12 protein-coding genes are annotated in these 16,472 nt (G+C 59.0%); 2 read left to right on the top strand and 10 right to left on the bottom strand.

What is annotated here, in order from left to right:
- The 4 genes from POF45_RS19855 to POF45_RS19840 form a co-directional block, all read right to left on the bottom strand.
- The gene (locus POF45_RS19855) at positions 1 to 3,075 is read right to left on the bottom strand and encodes a MexW/MexI family multidrug efflux RND transporter permease subunit (protein WP_282316502.1); all 3,075 of its coding nucleotides are present in this window, start codon (positions 3,073 to 3,075) and stop codon (positions 1 to 3) included.
- Positions 3,072 to 4,175: an efflux RND transporter periplasmic adaptor subunit gene (locus tag POF45_RS19850; protein WP_259499106.1), complete on the bottom strand. Its 1,104-nt coding sequence runs from the start codon at positions 4,173 to 4,175 to the stop codon at positions 3,072 to 3,074. Before POF45_RS19850 ends, POF45_RS19855 begins: the two co-directional genes overlap by 4 nt.
- Positions 4,176 to 4,308: 133 nt before the next feature.
- Entirely contained in the window at positions 4,309 to 5,466 is a 1,158-nt protein-coding gene (locus POF45_RS19845; RefSeq protein ID WP_259499104.1) for an acyl-CoA dehydrogenase family protein, read from the bottom strand.
- Positions 5,467 to 5,687: 221 nt separating this feature from the next.
- Entirely contained in the window at positions 5,688 to 6,650 is a 963-nt protein-coding gene (locus POF45_RS19840) for an NAD(P)-dependent oxidoreductase (RefSeq protein WP_349016869.1), read from the bottom strand.
- Between the two features lie 67 nt (positions 6,651 to 6,717).
- Between POF45_RS19840 and POF45_RS19835 the strand changes: the two genes are divergently transcribed.
- Positions 6,718 to 7,854: an LLM class flavin-dependent oxidoreductase gene (locus POF45_RS19835; RefSeq protein WP_282316499.1), complete on the top strand. Its 1,137-nt coding sequence runs from the start codon at positions 6,718 to 6,720 to the stop codon at positions 7,852 to 7,854.
- Positions 7,855 to 7,984: 130 nt separating this feature from the next.
- Here POF45_RS19835 and rfbA read toward each other — a convergent pair whose 3' ends face one another.
- The 5 genes from rfbA to POF45_RS19810 all read right to left on the bottom strand — a co-directional run bounded on the left by rfbA (position 7,985) and on the right by POF45_RS19810 (position 14,526).
- Positions 7,985 to 8,908 (bottom strand): glucose-1-phosphate thymidylyltransferase RfbA, encoded by a 924-nt coding sequence (rfbA, locus tag POF45_RS19830; RefSeq protein ID WP_259499098.1) that lies wholly within the window; start codon positions 8,906 to 8,908, stop codon positions 7,985 to 7,987.
- 65 nt (positions 8,909 to 8,973) lie between these two features.
- Entirely contained in the window at positions 8,974 to 10,056 is a 1,083-nt protein-coding gene (gene rfbB / locus POF45_RS19825; RefSeq protein WP_259499096.1) for a dTDP-glucose 4,6-dehydratase, read from the bottom strand.
- A 51-nt stretch (positions 10,057 to 10,107) separates the two neighbouring features.
- Positions 10,108 to 12,288, bottom strand: a complete 2,181-nt coding sequence (locus POF45_RS19820) for a prenyltransferase/squalene oxidase repeat-containing protein (RefSeq protein WP_282316497.1) — start codon at positions 12,286 to 12,288, stop codon at positions 10,108 to 10,110.
- 22 nt (positions 12,289 to 12,310) lie between these two features.
- Entirely contained in the window at positions 12,311 to 13,516 is a 1,206-nt protein-coding gene (locus tag POF45_RS19815; protein WP_259499092.1) for a glycosyltransferase family protein, read from the bottom strand.
- A 38-nt stretch (positions 13,517 to 13,554) separates the two neighbouring features.
- Positions 13,555 to 14,526, bottom strand: coding sequence for an acyltransferase (locus tag POF45_RS19810; protein ID WP_259499090.1), 972 nt, complete (start codon positions 14,524 to 14,526; stop codon positions 13,555 to 13,557).
- 569 nt (positions 14,527 to 15,095) lie between these two features.
- On the opposite strand from POF45_RS19810, the gene POF45_RS19805 reads away from it, so the two are divergent.
- A complete protein-coding gene (locus POF45_RS19805; RefSeq protein ID WP_259499088.1) occupies positions 15,096 to 15,440 on the top strand; it encodes a cupin domain-containing protein in 345 nt (114 codons plus the stop codon).
- A 135-nt stretch (positions 15,441 to 15,575) separates the two neighbouring features.
- On the opposite strand, the gene mmsB is transcribed toward POF45_RS19805, so the two are convergent.
- Complete coding sequence (gene mmsB / locus POF45_RS19800) at positions 15,576 to 16,463, bottom strand: 3-hydroxyisobutyrate dehydrogenase (RefSeq protein WP_259499086.1); 888 nt, start codon at positions 16,461 to 16,463, stop codon at positions 15,576 to 15,578.
- Positions 16,464 to 16,472: the final 9 nt, after the last annotated feature.

The following is a 16,472-nucleotide window of genomic DNA, read 5'->3' as shown; positions in this document are numbered from 1 at the left end:
TCAGATGGGTTGCGGCGCACTGACCGGGTGGGTTTCAACGGCAACGGCTGGCTGCTTGATCGAGCTCAGCAAGGTGTAGACCGACGGCAGGATAAACAGCGTGAACAGCGTACCGATGAGCATCCCGACCACGATCACCAGACCCAGGCCGAAGCGGCTGTTGGCACCAGCACCGCTGGCAAACAACAGCGGGGCAAGGCCCACGACCATCGCGGCGGTGGTCATCAGAATCGGCCGCAGACGTACCTGCGCGGCGTGCTTGATGGCTTGCACACGGTCCATGCCCTGCTTGCGCTGCAATTCGTTGGCGAACGCCACCATCAGAATGCCGTGCTTGCTGATCAATCCGATCAGGGTAATCAAGCCGATCTGCGTGTAGATGTTCATCGATGTCATGCCCAGCGCCAGCGGCACCAGTGCCCCGCAGATCGACAGCGGCACGCTGATCAGGATGATGAACGGGTCGCGGAAGCTCTCGTACTGCACGCTCAACACCAGGTAGATGATCACCAGGGCCAGGCCGAAGGTGAACGCCAGGCTATTGCCTTCCTGCACGTATTGGCGGGCATCGGACTGCCAGTCGAAACTGAAGCCGGCCGGGAAGTTTTCCGATTGTTTTTGCAGGAAGCCCACCGCATCGCCCAAGGTCACACCCGGTGCCGGAATGGCCTGGAAGGTGGCCGAGTTCTGCTGGTTGAACTGGGTCATGCGGTTAGGTTCGACTTTCATGCTCAGGGTGGCCAGCGTCGACAACGGCACCGGATTTCCCTTCTGGTCTTTCACGTAGTACAGCTTCAGGGTTTCGGGGGTCAGTCGGTCCGAAGAAATCGACTGCGGAATCACGTCATAGGAACGGCCGTGGAACGAGAACCGGTTGACGTACTTTTCACCGATCAGGCTGTTCAGCGTTTCACCGATGTCCTGCATGCGAATGCCCAGGGCGTTGGCCTTGGCGCGGTCGATATGAATTTCCACCACCGGGTTGTTGAAGTCCAGGTCACTGTCGACCACGGCAAACAAACCGCTGGCCTGTGCTGCCTGCTTGAGTTGATCCATCACGTTGAACAACGCCAGGTAGTCCTGATCGCTGCGGATGACCATCTGCACCGGCAAGCCACCAGTGGAGCCCGGCAGCGGCGGCATCTGGAAGACAAAGATGCTGGTGCCTTCGATCTGGTTCACCTTGGCCTGCAAATCAGGCTGGATGGCGTTGGCGCTGCGTCCGCGTTTTTCCCAGTCCACCAGGTTGATCCCGCCGACGCTGTTGGACAGCCCGTCATTACCGTTGGCGACCCAATTGCTGTAGCCCTCGGGAATTTCGTTGAAGGTCTCGTAGAGCTTGTGGGCATAGGCCTCAAGGTAATTGAGGTTGGCATGCTGCGGCGCCTTGATCGCGGTCAGCAGGATGTTCTGGTCTTCCAGCGGCGCCAATTCTGTCTGTGCCGAGCGGTACAGGAACGGCAGGCTGAAAAAGATCACCAGGGCCACGCTCAGGCTGATCCAGCGTCGTGCCAGCGAGCCGCCCAGCAACGCAACATACCGTGTCGACAAATAGTGGAAGAAGCGGTCGGCCTTGACGGCCATGAAGCCTTCGCTGCTTTTTGCATCCAGCAGGCGGGTACTCATGATCGGCGACAGCGTCAGCGCGACGATGCCGGAAATCACCACAGCGCCGGCCAGGGTCAGGGCAAATTCCTTGAACAGCGTGCCGGTCAGGCCGCCCATCAAGCCGATTGGCGCGTACACCGCCGCCAGGGTGAAGGTCATTGCCACCACCGGCCCCGCCACTTCGCGGGCGCCGATCAATGCGGCATCGAACGGGGATTTGCCGTCCTCGATATGTCGGTGGACGTTCTCCACCACCACGATTGCATCGTCCACCACCAGGCCGATGGCCAGGACCATCGCCAGCAAGGTCAGCAGGTTCAGGCTGAAGCCAAACATCTGCATCAACATCGCCGCGCCAAGCATCGACAGCGGGATTGTCACCAATGGAATCAGTACGGTACGGAAATTACCCAGGCACAGGTAAATCACCAGCACCACGATCACCAACGCTTCGAGCAAGGTGTAAGACACTTCGTCAATCGACGACTGAATGAAGTGCGCCACTTCGAATGGAATTTGTACGGTCACGCCCGGCGGCAGGGTTTCCTGGATCTGTGGCAGCAATTCGCGAACGCGTTTGACGATCACCAGCGGGTTGCCGGTGGGGGCCGCATCGAGACCGAGGAACAGCGCCGGTACATCGCTCATCGAACCACTGGTGTCGGAGGACGCCGCGTTCAGCTCGACGGTGCCGACATCGCGTACTCGAATGATCTTGCCGTTGTCGTTGCGCAGCACCATGTCGCGGAAATCTTCGACGCTGTTCAGGTCGGTGTTGACCCGCAGGTTGCTGACCACATACAGGCCTTTGACCTGCCCTGGCGCCGCCTGGAAGTTGTTGGCTTCGATGGCTTGCGACACGTCTTGCCCGGTCATGCCGTAACCGGCCAGGCGCTGCGGATCAAGCCACAGGCGCATTGCCAGTTTCTGCTCACCCATGATGTTGATCTTGGCCACGCCCTCGATACCGGCGAACATCGGCTCGACCACGCGAGAGATGTAATCCGACATCTGCGGGATGGTCAGGTTGGAACTGGCGAACGCCACGTAGGCCACGCTGGTGAAACCACCCGAGGTGCGCTCCACCACCGGATCATAGGCGTCCTTGGGCAAGCGATATTTGATCTGGTTGACCTTGGCCATGACCTCGGTCAGCGCCGAAATCGAATCGCTGTTGAGCGCCATGCGGATCGTCACCAGGCTGCGACCCTGAGTCGAGCTCGAAGACAGGTAGTCGATGCCCTCGACCGAGGCCACGGCCTGGCTGATCGGCTGGGTGACAAAGCCTTGCATCAACTCCGACGACGCGCCCGGATACTGGGTAGTGACCGTGATGGTCGACGTCTCCAGCATCGGGTACTGACGGATCGGCAGGTTCATCAGCGCCCGCACACCGAACAGCAGGATCAGCGTACTGACCACCACTGCCAGCACCGGGCGACGTAGAAAGAGGTCGGTGAATTTCATTTTTCCAGCCCAGTGGTGAGTTTAAGACCGATGGTGTCCGGCACGCCTTCCACCGCCACGCCGTCGTGGAGTTTCAGCTGCCCGGACGTCACTACCTGCACGCCTTCTTTCAGGCCTTTGTCGACCACCGCCCAACCGTCGCGACGCTCGCCGACCTTGATGCTTTCACGCTTGACCTTGGTCACGCCGGCATCGTCTGCATAGACGTAGAACACGCTTTCGCCGTAGGCGTTGTAGGTGATCGCGGTTTCCGGGATGACCAGTTCCGAGGTCTGCGGCAGCGTCACCAGGACCTTGGCGTACATGCCCGGACGCAGCAGTTTTTTGGTGTCGGTGATGACCGCCTGCACGTTGATGGTGTGCGACTGGTTGATCTGCGGATCGACCGCAACGATCTTCCCTTCGAACTTCACGTCCGACCAGGCATCAACCTTGGCCTGCACCACCTGACCCAGCTGTACCTTCGAACCATCACGCTCGGCCAGGGTGAAGTTGACGCGCAGCACACCCGGATCGGTGAGGGTCGCGACGGCGCTGCCGGCGTTCAGGTATTGGCCCAGGTGAGCCTGGCGAATACCGAGGGTGCCGGAGAACGGCGCACGGATATGACGCTGGGCAATTTGTGCCTGCATGCGTTCCATATCACCTTTGGCCGCGTCCAGTTGAGCGCGGGCACTGTCGAAGGCGCGACGACTTTCAGCGCCGGTTTTCGCCAGTTCCTGCACCCGGGCAAACTGCGCCTTGGCAGATTCGAATTCGCCCTTGAGGCGAACCAGTTCACCTTGTTCCGGCGCGTCATTGAGGGTGAGCAGAATTTGCCCGGCCTTCACTTCATCGCCGGACTCGAAATCGATATCAACGACCTTGCCGCTGACTTCAGCCGATACCTGCACCTGACGTTGCGCCTCCAGCTTGCCGATGGCTTCCAGGTAATAGGTGTACGGTTGTTTTTTGACCTGGGCGAGGCCCACCCGAGTACTGGGGATTCGTTGATCGGCTGCTGCCGGGGCAGGCGCCCAGAAACGCCAGCCCAGCACACTGGAAATCACCAGTACCAACACAACAAAGACCAAAGATTTAATGATATTTCGAGCAAGCATGTGGCACTCCCTTGACTCTTTACTGCGAGCACAAAAGTTTAAGAATTAAGAAAAAAGATGCAGCGCAAGGCCGGCGAGTTATTAATCCCTGTGATGATTCACTCATAACTCGCCGGTTTGTTTTAATGCGTTATTACGCGGCAGCCAGTACGTTGTTTTTATCCAGGTACAGTTTGCCAATACCGTGCAAGTTCAAAGGCGACAAGGTGAAGTGCTTTGAACCGGTATGGATGTCACGGAAGCAGCGTTCCAGGAAGTGGGTTTTATAAACCGCTTTGGAACCGGCCAGGGCGTAGATCTGATTGACCGCGTTGACCGAATTTTCGGTCAGTACCGAAGCCGCGAGGCCGACGCGTGCGCTCACCGGATCGCCGATGGTCTCGCCGCGATTGATCACTTGGCAGATGGCGTCTTCCAGCAACAACTGAGCGGTGTGCACCGAGGAAATGGCACGGCCGGTTTTCTCGAAAATCACCCCTTCCAGGCCCGCGTCGGTATTCACCGCCCGGTCATTACGGAAGTGATCCACCGCCGCGCGGGCCACGCCCAGCACGGTGGACATCGCCGCCAGCGTACCGAACTCGTAGTAGCCGGTGGCGTAGGCGCGAGAGCTGCGAACTTCCGGGGATTTTTTCAGGGTCTCGACATCCAGCGAGAACGCCTTGTTGACCAGCACCTGCGAGCACTCGAAGTGGTTACTGCCGGTGCCGCGCAGACCCAGGGTGTCCCAGGTGTGGTTTATTTGGCACTGGCTGACCGGTACGAAGAACATCCGCACTTGCGGCGCGGCACCATCAGCCGGGCCTTTGACCGTGGCCGTGCACACCAGCCAGTCGGCATAGGCCGAGCCGCTGGCGAAGGCCCATTTGCCGCTCAACAGGTAGTCGTCACCGACCGGAACGGCTTCGCCGCCAGAGTGAATCGCGCCGATCACAAAACCCGAACAGGTGCTGTAGATCGCTTCGGCGGTACTTTCCGGCAAGTAGTCGGCCAGTCGGCCCATTGCCACTTGTACTGCCAGTTGCCAGGACACCGAAGCGTCGTGGCGGGCAAATTCGAGCAGCATGGCGGAGGTGGTCTGGATATCCACCTGAGAACCGCCAAACGCCCTGGACACCGAGGTGCGTGCAAAGCCTGCCTTGAAAAGCTCGGCCATCACGTCCTTGTGAGTCGCATTCGTCTGTTCGCTGTAGTCCCGGTGCTTGAGAATCAAAGGATTCAGTGCACGCACCTTCTCAAGCCATTCATTGGATTCGGTGGGAAGGTTGTTCCATTGCATTAGATTTTTCATAACGGCTCCTAGCTATTATTTATTTACGGTCAGCAGACGAAAAAACAGACAGAACTTTATTGTTGTAAACCCCGGTAAAAATGTACGTCTACAGTCGTACATTGGCAAGCGTTATTATTCAAACCAATTCACTTTTTTACGACCGACACTTATATAAAACTGCAGGCGAGACGAAGCAGCCGAACGAGCGCAGACGCGTCGGCTTTCAAATTTTTAACGTATTACTTTGAGCCGGCGCGTCGGGCGCTGACCTCCGACAAAGATGCCCAATCCTGATCGCCCTGCCCATGGGCCATGCCGTCGAGCAGGTTGTCCTTCAACACGCTGGCAAATGGCAACGGCACCTGCGCCGCTTCGCCCGCTTCCAGTGCCAGGCGAATATCTTTAAGACCCAGGGACAGCTTGAATCCCGCCGGCTCGAACTGCTTGTCGACCATCAATTTGCCGTAGCCCTGATATACCGGCACGGCGAACAGCGTCGAGGTGATCATGTCAATAAACGTGCCGCGGCTGATACCGTAGCCGCCGGCCAGGATCGAAGCTTCGGCGGTGGCTTCGATCGCGGCGGCAATCATCAGATTGGCTGAGAGTTTGGCAACACACGCCAGTTCCGCGCCTTCGCCGAAGTGCCAGGTCTTGCGCCCCAACACCTCGAACAATGACTGCACCCGGATCAGCGCATCGGCGGGACCGGAAGCCAGAATATTCAGGTTACCGGCGGCGGCGACATCCACTCGCCCCAGCACCGGAGCCGACACATAAGCCACCGCGCGCTCGGCGTGCAGCGCCGCCAGCTCTTTGGCCAGCGCCACCGACACCGTGGACATATTGACGTGAACGCTGCCCGCCGCCAGACCATCGAGGGCCTTGGCATCAATGAACACCGAACGAATCGCCGCGTCATCGCCCAACATGGAAATCAGCACCTCGGCCTCGGCAGCCTGTATCGGGCTATCGACGGGCTGGGCACCGGCGCGTGCCAGCTCGTCCAGCGGTGCTTTCGAGCGATTCCACACGCGCACCTGATGCCCGGCCTTCAGCAGGTTCAGCACCATCGGTGCGCCCATCGTGCCCAACCCAATAAATCCCAGCTCCATGCTCCGCTCCCGTGTTGGTGAGGTTCGAAATATCCGTCGAACGAAAATCCAGAATTGCGATTGTACGTGTACAGGCGTACATTTCAAGTGCCTCGACGATTTAACGTCGAGACAGTGGTTTCAAACACACCTTTACCCAAGGCAAGGAGGCTTTATGCAATTCGGGATCTACACCGTTGGCGACGTCACACAAGACCCGACCAACGCCAGTACCCCAAGTGAATCTCAGCGCATTCAGGCCACCCTGCAAATCGCGCAAAAAGCCGAAGACATCGGTCTGGACGTATTCGCCACGGGTGAGCACCACAACCCGCCGTTCATCACATCCTCGCCCACCACGCTGCTGGCTTATATTGCAGCGAAGACCAAGCGCATCATCCTGTCCACATCGACGACCCTGATCAGCACCAACGACCCGGTGCGTCTGGCCGAAGAATATTCTCTGCTGCAAAACCTCTGCGGCGGGCGCATGGATCTGATGCTCGGTCGCGGCAATACGGCGCCGGTTTACCCCTGGTTCGGCAAAAACATCGCCGACGGCCTGCCACTGGCGATGGAAAACTATCGCTTGCTGCACAAGCTGTGGCGCGAGGAGGACCTCGACTGGACCGGACGTTTCCGCACGCCACTGCGTAACTTCACCTCGATCCCCCGACCACTGGATGACTTGCCGCCCTTTGTCTGGCACGGCTCGATTCGCACACCGGAAATCGCCGAACAGGCGGCGTATTACGGTGACGGTTTTTTTGCCAGTCATATCCTCTGGCCCCGCGAGCACTTCATCGCCCTGGTCGAGTTTTACCGCGAGCGCTTTGCGCACTACGGTCACGGCACGCCGGAGCAGGCCATCGTTGGTCTGGGCGGCCATATTTTCATGCGCCGCAACTCTCAGGATGCGCGCCGCGAGTTTCGCCCGTACTTCGATAATGCCCCGGTGTATGGCCACGGCCCGTCGCTGGAAGAGTTCATGGAAATGACCCCGTTGTCGGTGGGTAGCCCGCAGGAAATCATCGACAAGACCCTGACCTTCCGCGAGCATTTCGGCGACTATCAGCGCCAGTTGTTTCTGTTCGACCATGGCGGTATTCCATTGAAAACCGTGCTGGAACAACTCGATATGTTCGGCGCCGAAGTGCTGCCGGTGCTGCGTGAGGAAACCAGGAAACGGCGTTCGCCGTTGGCCGCCAAGGCGCCGACTCACGCTAATCGGCTGGCGCATCTGCAATCGCTGCAAACACCCTCTCTGTCCACTGTAAAAGCACCACAAACCGACAGCGTGACCGGGCACTGACCCACGACAAAAAACCTGTGGGAGCGGGCTTGCTCGCGAATGCGGTGTGTCATTCAACAGTGACGTCGACTGACACGCCCTCTTCGCGAGCAAGCCCGCTCCCACAGGGATAGCGCTTAACCCAGGATGATCAAGCAGCGCCTTTCAACGGCGTCCGCGCCGCCATCACCGTCAACACATCATCAGTAATCAACCGAGCCAGATACTGCCCGTAACCGGTCTTGCTCATACCGCCCGCCAACACCAGCAACTGCGCATCGTCGATCCAGCCTTTGTTGTAGGCGATCTCTTCCAGACAGGCGATTTTCAGCCCCTGGCGTTTCTCGATGGCGTGCACGAAATTACCCGCCTCCAGCAACGCGTCATGGGTGCCGGTGTCCAGCCAGGCCATGCCGCGCCCCATCACCGACACATTCAACTTGCCACGTTGCAGGTAAACGTTATTGACGTCGGTAATTTCCAGCTCACCCCGTGGAGACGGCTTGATGTTGGCGGCAATTTCCAGCACTTCGTTGTCGTAGAAATACAGACCGGTGACGGCGAAGTTGGACTTCGGATCGGCAGGTTTTTCGCAGATGCTCAAGGCCTTGCCGGCCGCGTCGAATTCCACCACACCAAAGCGCTCCGGATCGGCCACGTAGTAGCCGAACACCGTGGCGCCCTCTTCACGGCTGGCCGCTTGCAGCAGGGTCTCACCGAAGCCGGCACCGTAGAAAATGTTGTCGCCCAGCACCAGGCACACGTTGTCGTCGCCGACAAATTCGCGGCCGATGATGAAGGCCTGAGCCAGGCCGTCCGGGCTCGGCTGTACCGCGTAGCTGAGGCTCAGGCCCAACTGGCTGCCGTCACCGAGCATGCGCTGGAAACCCGGCAGATCTTCGGGGGTGGAGATGATCAGGATCTCGCGAATTTCCGCCAGCATCAGCACCGACAGCGGGTAGTAGATCATCGGTTTGTCATACACCGGCAGCGACTGCTTGGAGACGCCCAGGGTGATCGGGTGCAGACGCGAACCGGCGCCGCCCGCCAACAGAATTCCTTTGTACTTGGCCATGCTTCTTTTCCTTTTAAGCAATGAGATGACAGACGCCGACACGGCGTCGTTGAACAATTTGAGACTCAGGCCAGAGCGGCCTCTTCGCGGTGTTCACCGAGACGTTCCAGGGCGTAGGCACCGGACATCACGCGAATCCACCAGGGACGATTTTCCAGATACCAGTCGACGGTTTTCTTCATGCCACTTTCAAACGTTTCTTCGGGGGCCCAACCCAGGGTCGCCTGGATTTTCCCGGCATCGACGGCGTAGCGTTTGTCATGGCCGGGACGGTCCTTGACAAAGGTGATCAAGTCGCGGAAATGCGCCACGCCTGCCGGCTTGGCGGCACCGCGAGCCTCAAGCAGATCGCACAAGGTGTGTACCACTTGCAGGTTGGTTTTCTCGTTGTGGCCGCCGATGTTATAGGTATGCCCCACTTCACCACGGGTCACCACCGCATACAGCGCACGGGCATGGTCCTCGACGAACAGCCAGTCGCGGATCTGCGCGCCGTCGCCATACACCGGCAACGGCTTGCCTTGCAGCGCGTTGAGGATGACGTGCGGAATGAGTTTTTCCGGGAAATGGTGCGGCCCGTAATTGTTCGAACAGTTGCTCAACACCACCGGCAAACCGAAGGTGCGGTGCCAGGCGCGAACCAGGTGATCGGAGCTGGCCTTGGTCGCCGAATACGGCGAGCTCGGCGCGTAAGCGGTGGTTTCGGTGAAGGCGGCGTCCTCGGGCTCGAGGTCGCCATACACTTCGTCGGTGGAAATGTGATGGAAGCGGAACGCTGCCTGGCGCGTCGGTTCCAGCCGGGTCCAGTAGCCCCGGGCCGCTTCGAGCAAGGTGTAGGTGCCGACGATGTTGGTCTCGATGAACGCCTGCGGGCCGTCAATCGAACGGTCCACGTGGGACTCTGCTGCCAGGTGCATCACCGCATCGGGTTGCAGCCGGGCAAACAGTTCGTCCAGCGCGTTCTTGTTGCAGATGTCCACCTGATAGAAGCGGTAGCGCGGCGAGTCGGCGACTTCGGCCAATGACTCCAGATTACCGGCGTAGGTCAACTTGTCGACGTTGATCACCTCGCACTCGGTTTCGTTGATCAGATACCGCACGACGGCCGAGCCAATGAAGCCCGCGCCCCCTGTCACTAAAATTTTCATCAGCGCCTCCCTTGGCAAAATGATGATGTGATTCAAAGTCCTTCGATGTGGCTAGTTCAGCAAGGCGACCCAGTGCTGGCTCAGGCCCTTTTCCAGAATCAGCAGCGTCTGGATGCAGACAAAACTTTCATCGGTAGTGGCCGACGTCGCATTGAGCGGTCCGAACCCGCCGTCCTGTTTTTGATGGGCGGCGATCCAGTCCTTCGATTCCTGCAAGTAAGTCGGCTGGGCATCGAGCAGGTACATCGCCGCGATGGCCATGTAGGTGCCCACCAGGCTGACCGCTTTGCCCGGCCGGTAATGGAACGAGCCGTTGGCCAGCTGCAGGTTTTGCAGCCAGGTCACGGTCTGCTCGGGGTTGACGATGCGCTTGTTGAGGATGAACAGCGTCGATACCACGCGGTACACCGAAAACGCGTCTGGCGGATAGCCCGGCTTGTTGGCAAAACCACCGTCTGCGGTGCGGCAACGCAGGGCAAACGCGAGCACTCCCTGCTCGTCCGGCGCCTTCGCGTTGAGGGCATGCAGCGACAGCACCGCGAGGTTGGTGTGCCAGATGTCGGACGCAAAACCCGGTACATCACCGAACCCCCCGTCCGGGTTCTGGCACGCCTGCAAGTAACGCACGCAGCCCTCGATATCGTTGGGCATCGCGCCCAGCACGCGCAGCGACAACACTGCGCAGTAACTGGCGAACACGTCGCTCAGATGACCCGGTTGTTCGGCAAATCCGCCGTCAGTATTTTGCGACGATTTGATGCAGTCGATCAGGCTCGCCTTGTTCTCGATTTGCAGGCCCAGGGCGTGCAAATCCGAAATGACGTGCAGGCCGGAAAATACCTGCCAGGTCTTGTCGGCACGAAATCCCAGCGGCGCGGTTTCGGCGGTCAGCCCGTAAGGGGTATCGCTCGACGCGCGTGACTTGGACAGCCAGGTCAGGTAGCGCTGCAAATCGACATTGATCGCCGGGGCGCCCGTTGTCGGGTGAATATTCTGGACATCACCGCTGCCATCAATGGTTGTCAGCTCCCGAGCCACCAGCGCCGCATCGTCGTGATGATGCACGCAGGCGGGTGGCGCAATGCCCTGCAACGCACGGGCCGCGGCGAACTGGGTTTTCAGGCTCTTCAAGTGCAGCGGCAGGTAGGTCAGATTGCCGATACTGAAGATCCCAGGCTGACGCGGCGGTGCCCAGAACTGGCGAATGAACGGCACCGTCGGGTCATCCGGCGTCGACCAGAAATAGCCCTTGCCCATGAACAGCCCACCGTTGGCAGCGTCGTGAAACTCCAGCAACGCGGCAGTCACCGAGGCGCGGTCATGCTCATCGACACCGGCAGGCAAGGCCTGGATCGCCTGCAACAACAATGCGACGTCGTAGGCGGTTTTGATCGGGAATGGCGACTCGTGTTTCTTGTACGACGTGTGCCAGTCACACCGGACTTTGCCGTTGATGCAGACCCGATCCCAATAGCCGCCGTAAGCCGGGTCGCGGAACAGCGCCAGCGTCTGTTGCACAAAGGAGCGGGCGAGGTTCGACAGTGCATTGTCGTCGCGCACATTGGCCAACCGCGCCAGCACCAGACTGACCTGCGCCCGCACCGCGCAACGGCTCAAGGCCACATCGACAACTGATTCGCTGTCACTGCCGGCAACGCGGGCAATCAGGTTTTCCGCATGCACCTGCAAATGCCCCACCAGTCCGAAGCCCAGAGGTTCGTGACCGATGGTGGCGAGCAGCCCGGCAGCGCTGATGTCCAGCTCGATTGATGTCGCCAGTTCAAGTGGCGTCGACCAATCGCTGCTGTAAACGCCGGCCACTGTGGACCGCGCGTAGATCGCGCCGATCTGCTCCAGCATCGCGTTAATGAGAGCCTGGTTGGTTGCGTCTTCAGGCGTGCGGCGCTGGTAGGCAATCAATGCCGCCAGCCCGTCCAGTTGCAGCGCCAGAGTGCGGCAGCGTCCCGAACCGTGGGGCGTCCAGTAACGATCGGCGAGTTCGTGAAAACCGCCATTGTGGCCATCGTACAAAGCCATCAAGCCGTCGTGGGCAAAACGCAATTGCGCCGCGTCGCCGTGCTCGGCCTGGTAAAGCGTCGCCTCAACCTGATCCTGCAACTGCTTGTCACTGGAAATGGCAACCTGCCCACTGGCATCGGTGATTGCGAAATAGCCACCGTGCTCGAGGTCTTTAAGGCCTTGATCAAAAAGGAACTGCGGATGAAGCGACATGGTGTTTCCCTCTTCCTTGAGGCTAGGCAGCTTTGCTTGCATTCAACGGCACAACCGAGCCCTGGCACAGCTCGATAATGCGGCTCGCAGCCCGTGCGGCGCCCTCGCCGTCCGGCGCTGCCACGTGTTGATGTGGCACAAAATAGTCGGGGGATTGGGTGTCTTTATCCAGTTCGCCCTGGACCAGTTCGACAATGCGCTGCTGGTCGTGGCCCAGGTGCGTTGGAAAGCCGAGCAGTTCCAGGCGACGCAACGCTTCGAGTTCGTGGTATTCCGATTTCGACGGCAGTACAAACAGGGTCGGAATTTTCAGCGCGGCGATTTCCGTCACGGTGATCCAGCCCGGCGCCGAAATAAGCAGGCTGGCTTCGCGCAACAGGCCCATCCAGTCCGGGTAGTACGGCACGCAGATGACGCCCTCCTGGGCGGCGATATCCTGACGCCCCAGCAAGACCATTTTCAGGTCTGGATTACGCTCGCGCAGGGTCTTGAAGCTGTCGAGGTAGGCGGCCAGCAGTGCGTCCTTGTTCTGCGCAAACATCGTGGTGCCGCTGATGGAGGCGACGATGAACGGCGAATCACCGATCTTCAGTTCGGCGCGCACGTCGAGCCCGCTTTGCACGTAGTCGCGGATCATCGGCCCCACAAAATGCGCTTTGCCATTGCTCAAGGCTTCGGCCACTGGCGTGCCCTGATCAAGGGACGCCACATAAGGCTTGTCAGTCAGCACCAGTTGGCTCTGCTGGATCATCCACTTGAACTGGCTGTGCAACGCGGTACGGGCACGGGCCATTTCAAGGGTGTTGACTTCGAAACCGCCTTCCGCCAAATCATGGTCTTGCAACTGGCAAAGGGTGAAGTCATAGCGCTCGGTGACGAACACCAGCGGCGTACCGCTGAAAATCGCAGCCAGGCAAGCGGCCATGTTGAAGTCCGAGACCAGCACGGACGGCTTGTATTCGTCGATCAGCGCCAGATAAGACAGAATTCGCTCACCGGACATAAAGGTATTGGCAATGTACCCGCCAATGTAATTATTCCAGTCCAGCTCTTTGGACAAGTTGCTCTTTTTAGAGTAATCGACCAGTCGACCGGCAATGTCCACGACATCGACACCGGCTTTTTCAAACAACGGCGTGAAGGTCGGCTGCAGGGAAGCCAGCGCCACGGTCAGCGGCATGCCCGGACTTTGCTTCTTGATCGCCTGAGCGATAGAAAGCGCGCGCATGTTATGACCTGAACCGGTGGGGTTAGGGGCAAATAAAATCATTCTTGAATCTCCATTAGTTGAACAACGCCATTAACAACAGTGTTTTCCAATACATCCCTTATCACCACTGAATAGGGCTTTATAACCGCACCATCACCTATATTCAGCGGACCTACCAAGAGTGTTCCTTCGCCAATCACACAGCGACTTCCAATGCGCACCGGGGCCTCTTCCCAAGGCAGCGAACGAAATGAATGATCATGCGTTGAAGCCACAATCGTGACGTTGGCGCCCAGTTCGGTGAAGTCGCCGATACTGACGCCACCGGCGGCCTCGATCACGACGCCTTCAGCCAATATGGCGCCCGTGCCGATCTCGATGCCGCCCAGTTGCGAGATACCGCCCTGACGCTGACTGCGCCCGATCAGAATGCAGTCCCGAGCGATTTCCACCGATGCGCCACCGCGTAATTCGGCGTCGATCAGTGCTTCATCGCTGATGTCCCAGGTTTGTGCATCCGTGTTCAAAGCCTTGAGCCCGGCGACGGACATCGAGGCCCGGTCCAGCAATGAAGGCAGACCGCGCAGCGCTCTGTCGCGGACTTTGGCCAGCACCTGCTCGGGGCTCGGCGTGCCGTCCTCGACCACATTGCGCTGGGCGATGATCCGGGCCGGGCGCCCTACCACGATGGCATCGGCGGGCACATCCGAGGTCACCAGTGCCCCGGCGGCAACCACCGCGCCGGCACCGATACTGACCCCGGCGCTCACTGTCACCTTGGCACCAAGCCAGACATTTTCGGCAATATGGATTGGCGACTCCGCCGTGCCCAGGCACTGCACGCCAGTGGCCAACATGCTGGATTTGCCGATGGCGGCAAACGTGAGCACGCACTTGAAACCGACAAAACAGTCATCACCCATCTGGACATTCTGCAGACGACTGCCGGCACGAATCCACACGTGCCGACCCAACTCACTGAGTGAATCAATAGTCGTCGAAACTTCAATTACATTAATGTCGTCCACAATAAAGCCTCATTCCATTGATGCCGGGCACGTAAATATCTGATGCGCACGACTACGTCGCAGACTTCGTCTGCCATGCACAACCAATAACTAACTACTTGATGATTCCATTCCCTTAAGCACGCATGACATTGCGCCCGCGCCACTTGATTAACTGACTATTCCATTAACCGGCCGTCTTTCACAAACGACAGATGATGGTGCGCACTTGAAGCCGTGGCCAAGTCAATTTTGATCGAGAGAAAAAACTGAATTAAGTCTGTCCGTGACTCTGGTGTAACTCCCTGAGGAGGATTGTCCTTTAGTACGAATGTTATAGTACAGACGATTTTCTTTTGCAATAGGTGTCCGGCTGGTTATCTCGTTTAAGTCTAAAAATTTATTGAACTTTTATGGTGCGATGCTGTAGCGCAACTGTCATATATGCACAAAAATGGTGCAAATCCCCGGTTTTACGGGGGAATCAGCCTTTCAGCGCTTACAGGTAACTGGATGTCGACTCCAGACATTCAGCCTCCTCCAGTGAACGATACGGTGGGTGTTCAATCCGCCGTTCGCCTGGAGTTGTCATGTCCACACCCATTACCGTCCTTCGCGATACACACCCGCTGCCGGTGCTCGACGCCTGCAAATGGGAGAAGCTCGAAGGCGACCCGCACACTGTCAACCTCAACGCCTACACCAGCGAAGACGGCAGCAAGATCATGGGCACCTGGATCTGCACACCAGGCAAATGGCGCGTCGACTACGTGAAATGGGAGTACTGCCATTTCCAGGAGGGCTATTGCATCATCACCCCGGACGGCATGGCGCCGATTCATTTGCGAGCGGGCGATATTTTCGTGGTCGAGCCGGGAATGAAAGGCACCTGGGAAGTGGTGGAAACGGTTCGCAAGTACTTTGTATTTGCCTGATGCAAAAAACCGAGAAGCCACCCGACGCGGTCTCTCGGAAAATATTCACTGGATGCAGCGCTTTGCGCAGGACAGGCTTTTGTGGCGAGGGAGCTTACTCCCTCGCCACAAAAGCCTTGCCGACCCGCCCGCCCCTTATTGGGGTTTGCGATAGCTGTTGATGATCGCCGAGAAATCCTTACCGCCCTCTCCGCGCAGGCTCATCGCCTGATACAACTGCTGCGCAACGGCGCCGAGTACCACCGGCTGGTGCGCCTGACGCGCCGCTTCGGTGGCCAGCCCCAGATCCTTGAGCATCAATTCAGCACCAAACCCACCGGTATAACCCCGCGAGGCCGGCGCCGTTTCGACGATGCCCGGCCACGGGTTATACATTTCCGAACTCCAGCAGCGCCCGGTAGAACTGTTGATGATCCCCGCCAGCACACCGGTGTCGATCCCCAAAGCGTCGCCCAACGCCATGGCTTCGCTGACGCCGACCATGGAAATCGCCAGCAGCAGGTTGTTGCAGATCTTGGCGATTTGCCCGGTGCCGACTTCACCGCAATGGACGATGTTGCGGCCCATCTGCGCCAGCACCGGTTGCAGGGTGGCGAACAGTTCAGGCGTGGCGCCGACCATGAACGTCAGCGTTCCCGCCGCCGCACCGCCAGTGCCACCGGAAACCGGCGCATCGGCCATGGCCACGCCGTGTTTCGCCGCTGCCGCCGCCACATCGCGAGCAGTCTGCGGATCGATGGTGCTGCAATCCACGGCCGGCACGCCTTTGCCGATGCCCGCCAACACACCGTCCTCACCGAGCCAGACGCTGCGCACATGAACGGCGGCTGGCAGCATGGTAATCACCAGCTCTGCACCTTGCGCCGCTTCGCGCGCCGACGCGCTGATGCTGCCGCCCAGTTGCTCCAGTTCTGCCAGCACGGTTTTGTTCAGATCGACCAGGCGCAGTGCGTGACCAGCCTTGATCAGGTTGCGCGCCATCGGCGCGCCCATGTTGCCGAGACCGATAAATGCAATTTTCATGGCCGGCTC

The sequence above is a fragment of the Pseudomonas fungipugnans genome (assembly GCF_029955235.1).
GTDB lineage: Bacteria > Pseudomonadota > Gammaproteobacteria > Pseudomonadales > Pseudomonadaceae > Aquipseudomonas > Aquipseudomonas fungipugnans.
The sequence above is the reverse complement of the archived record's forward strand: the minus strand, read 5'-3'. Positions and strand labels throughout refer to the sequence as shown.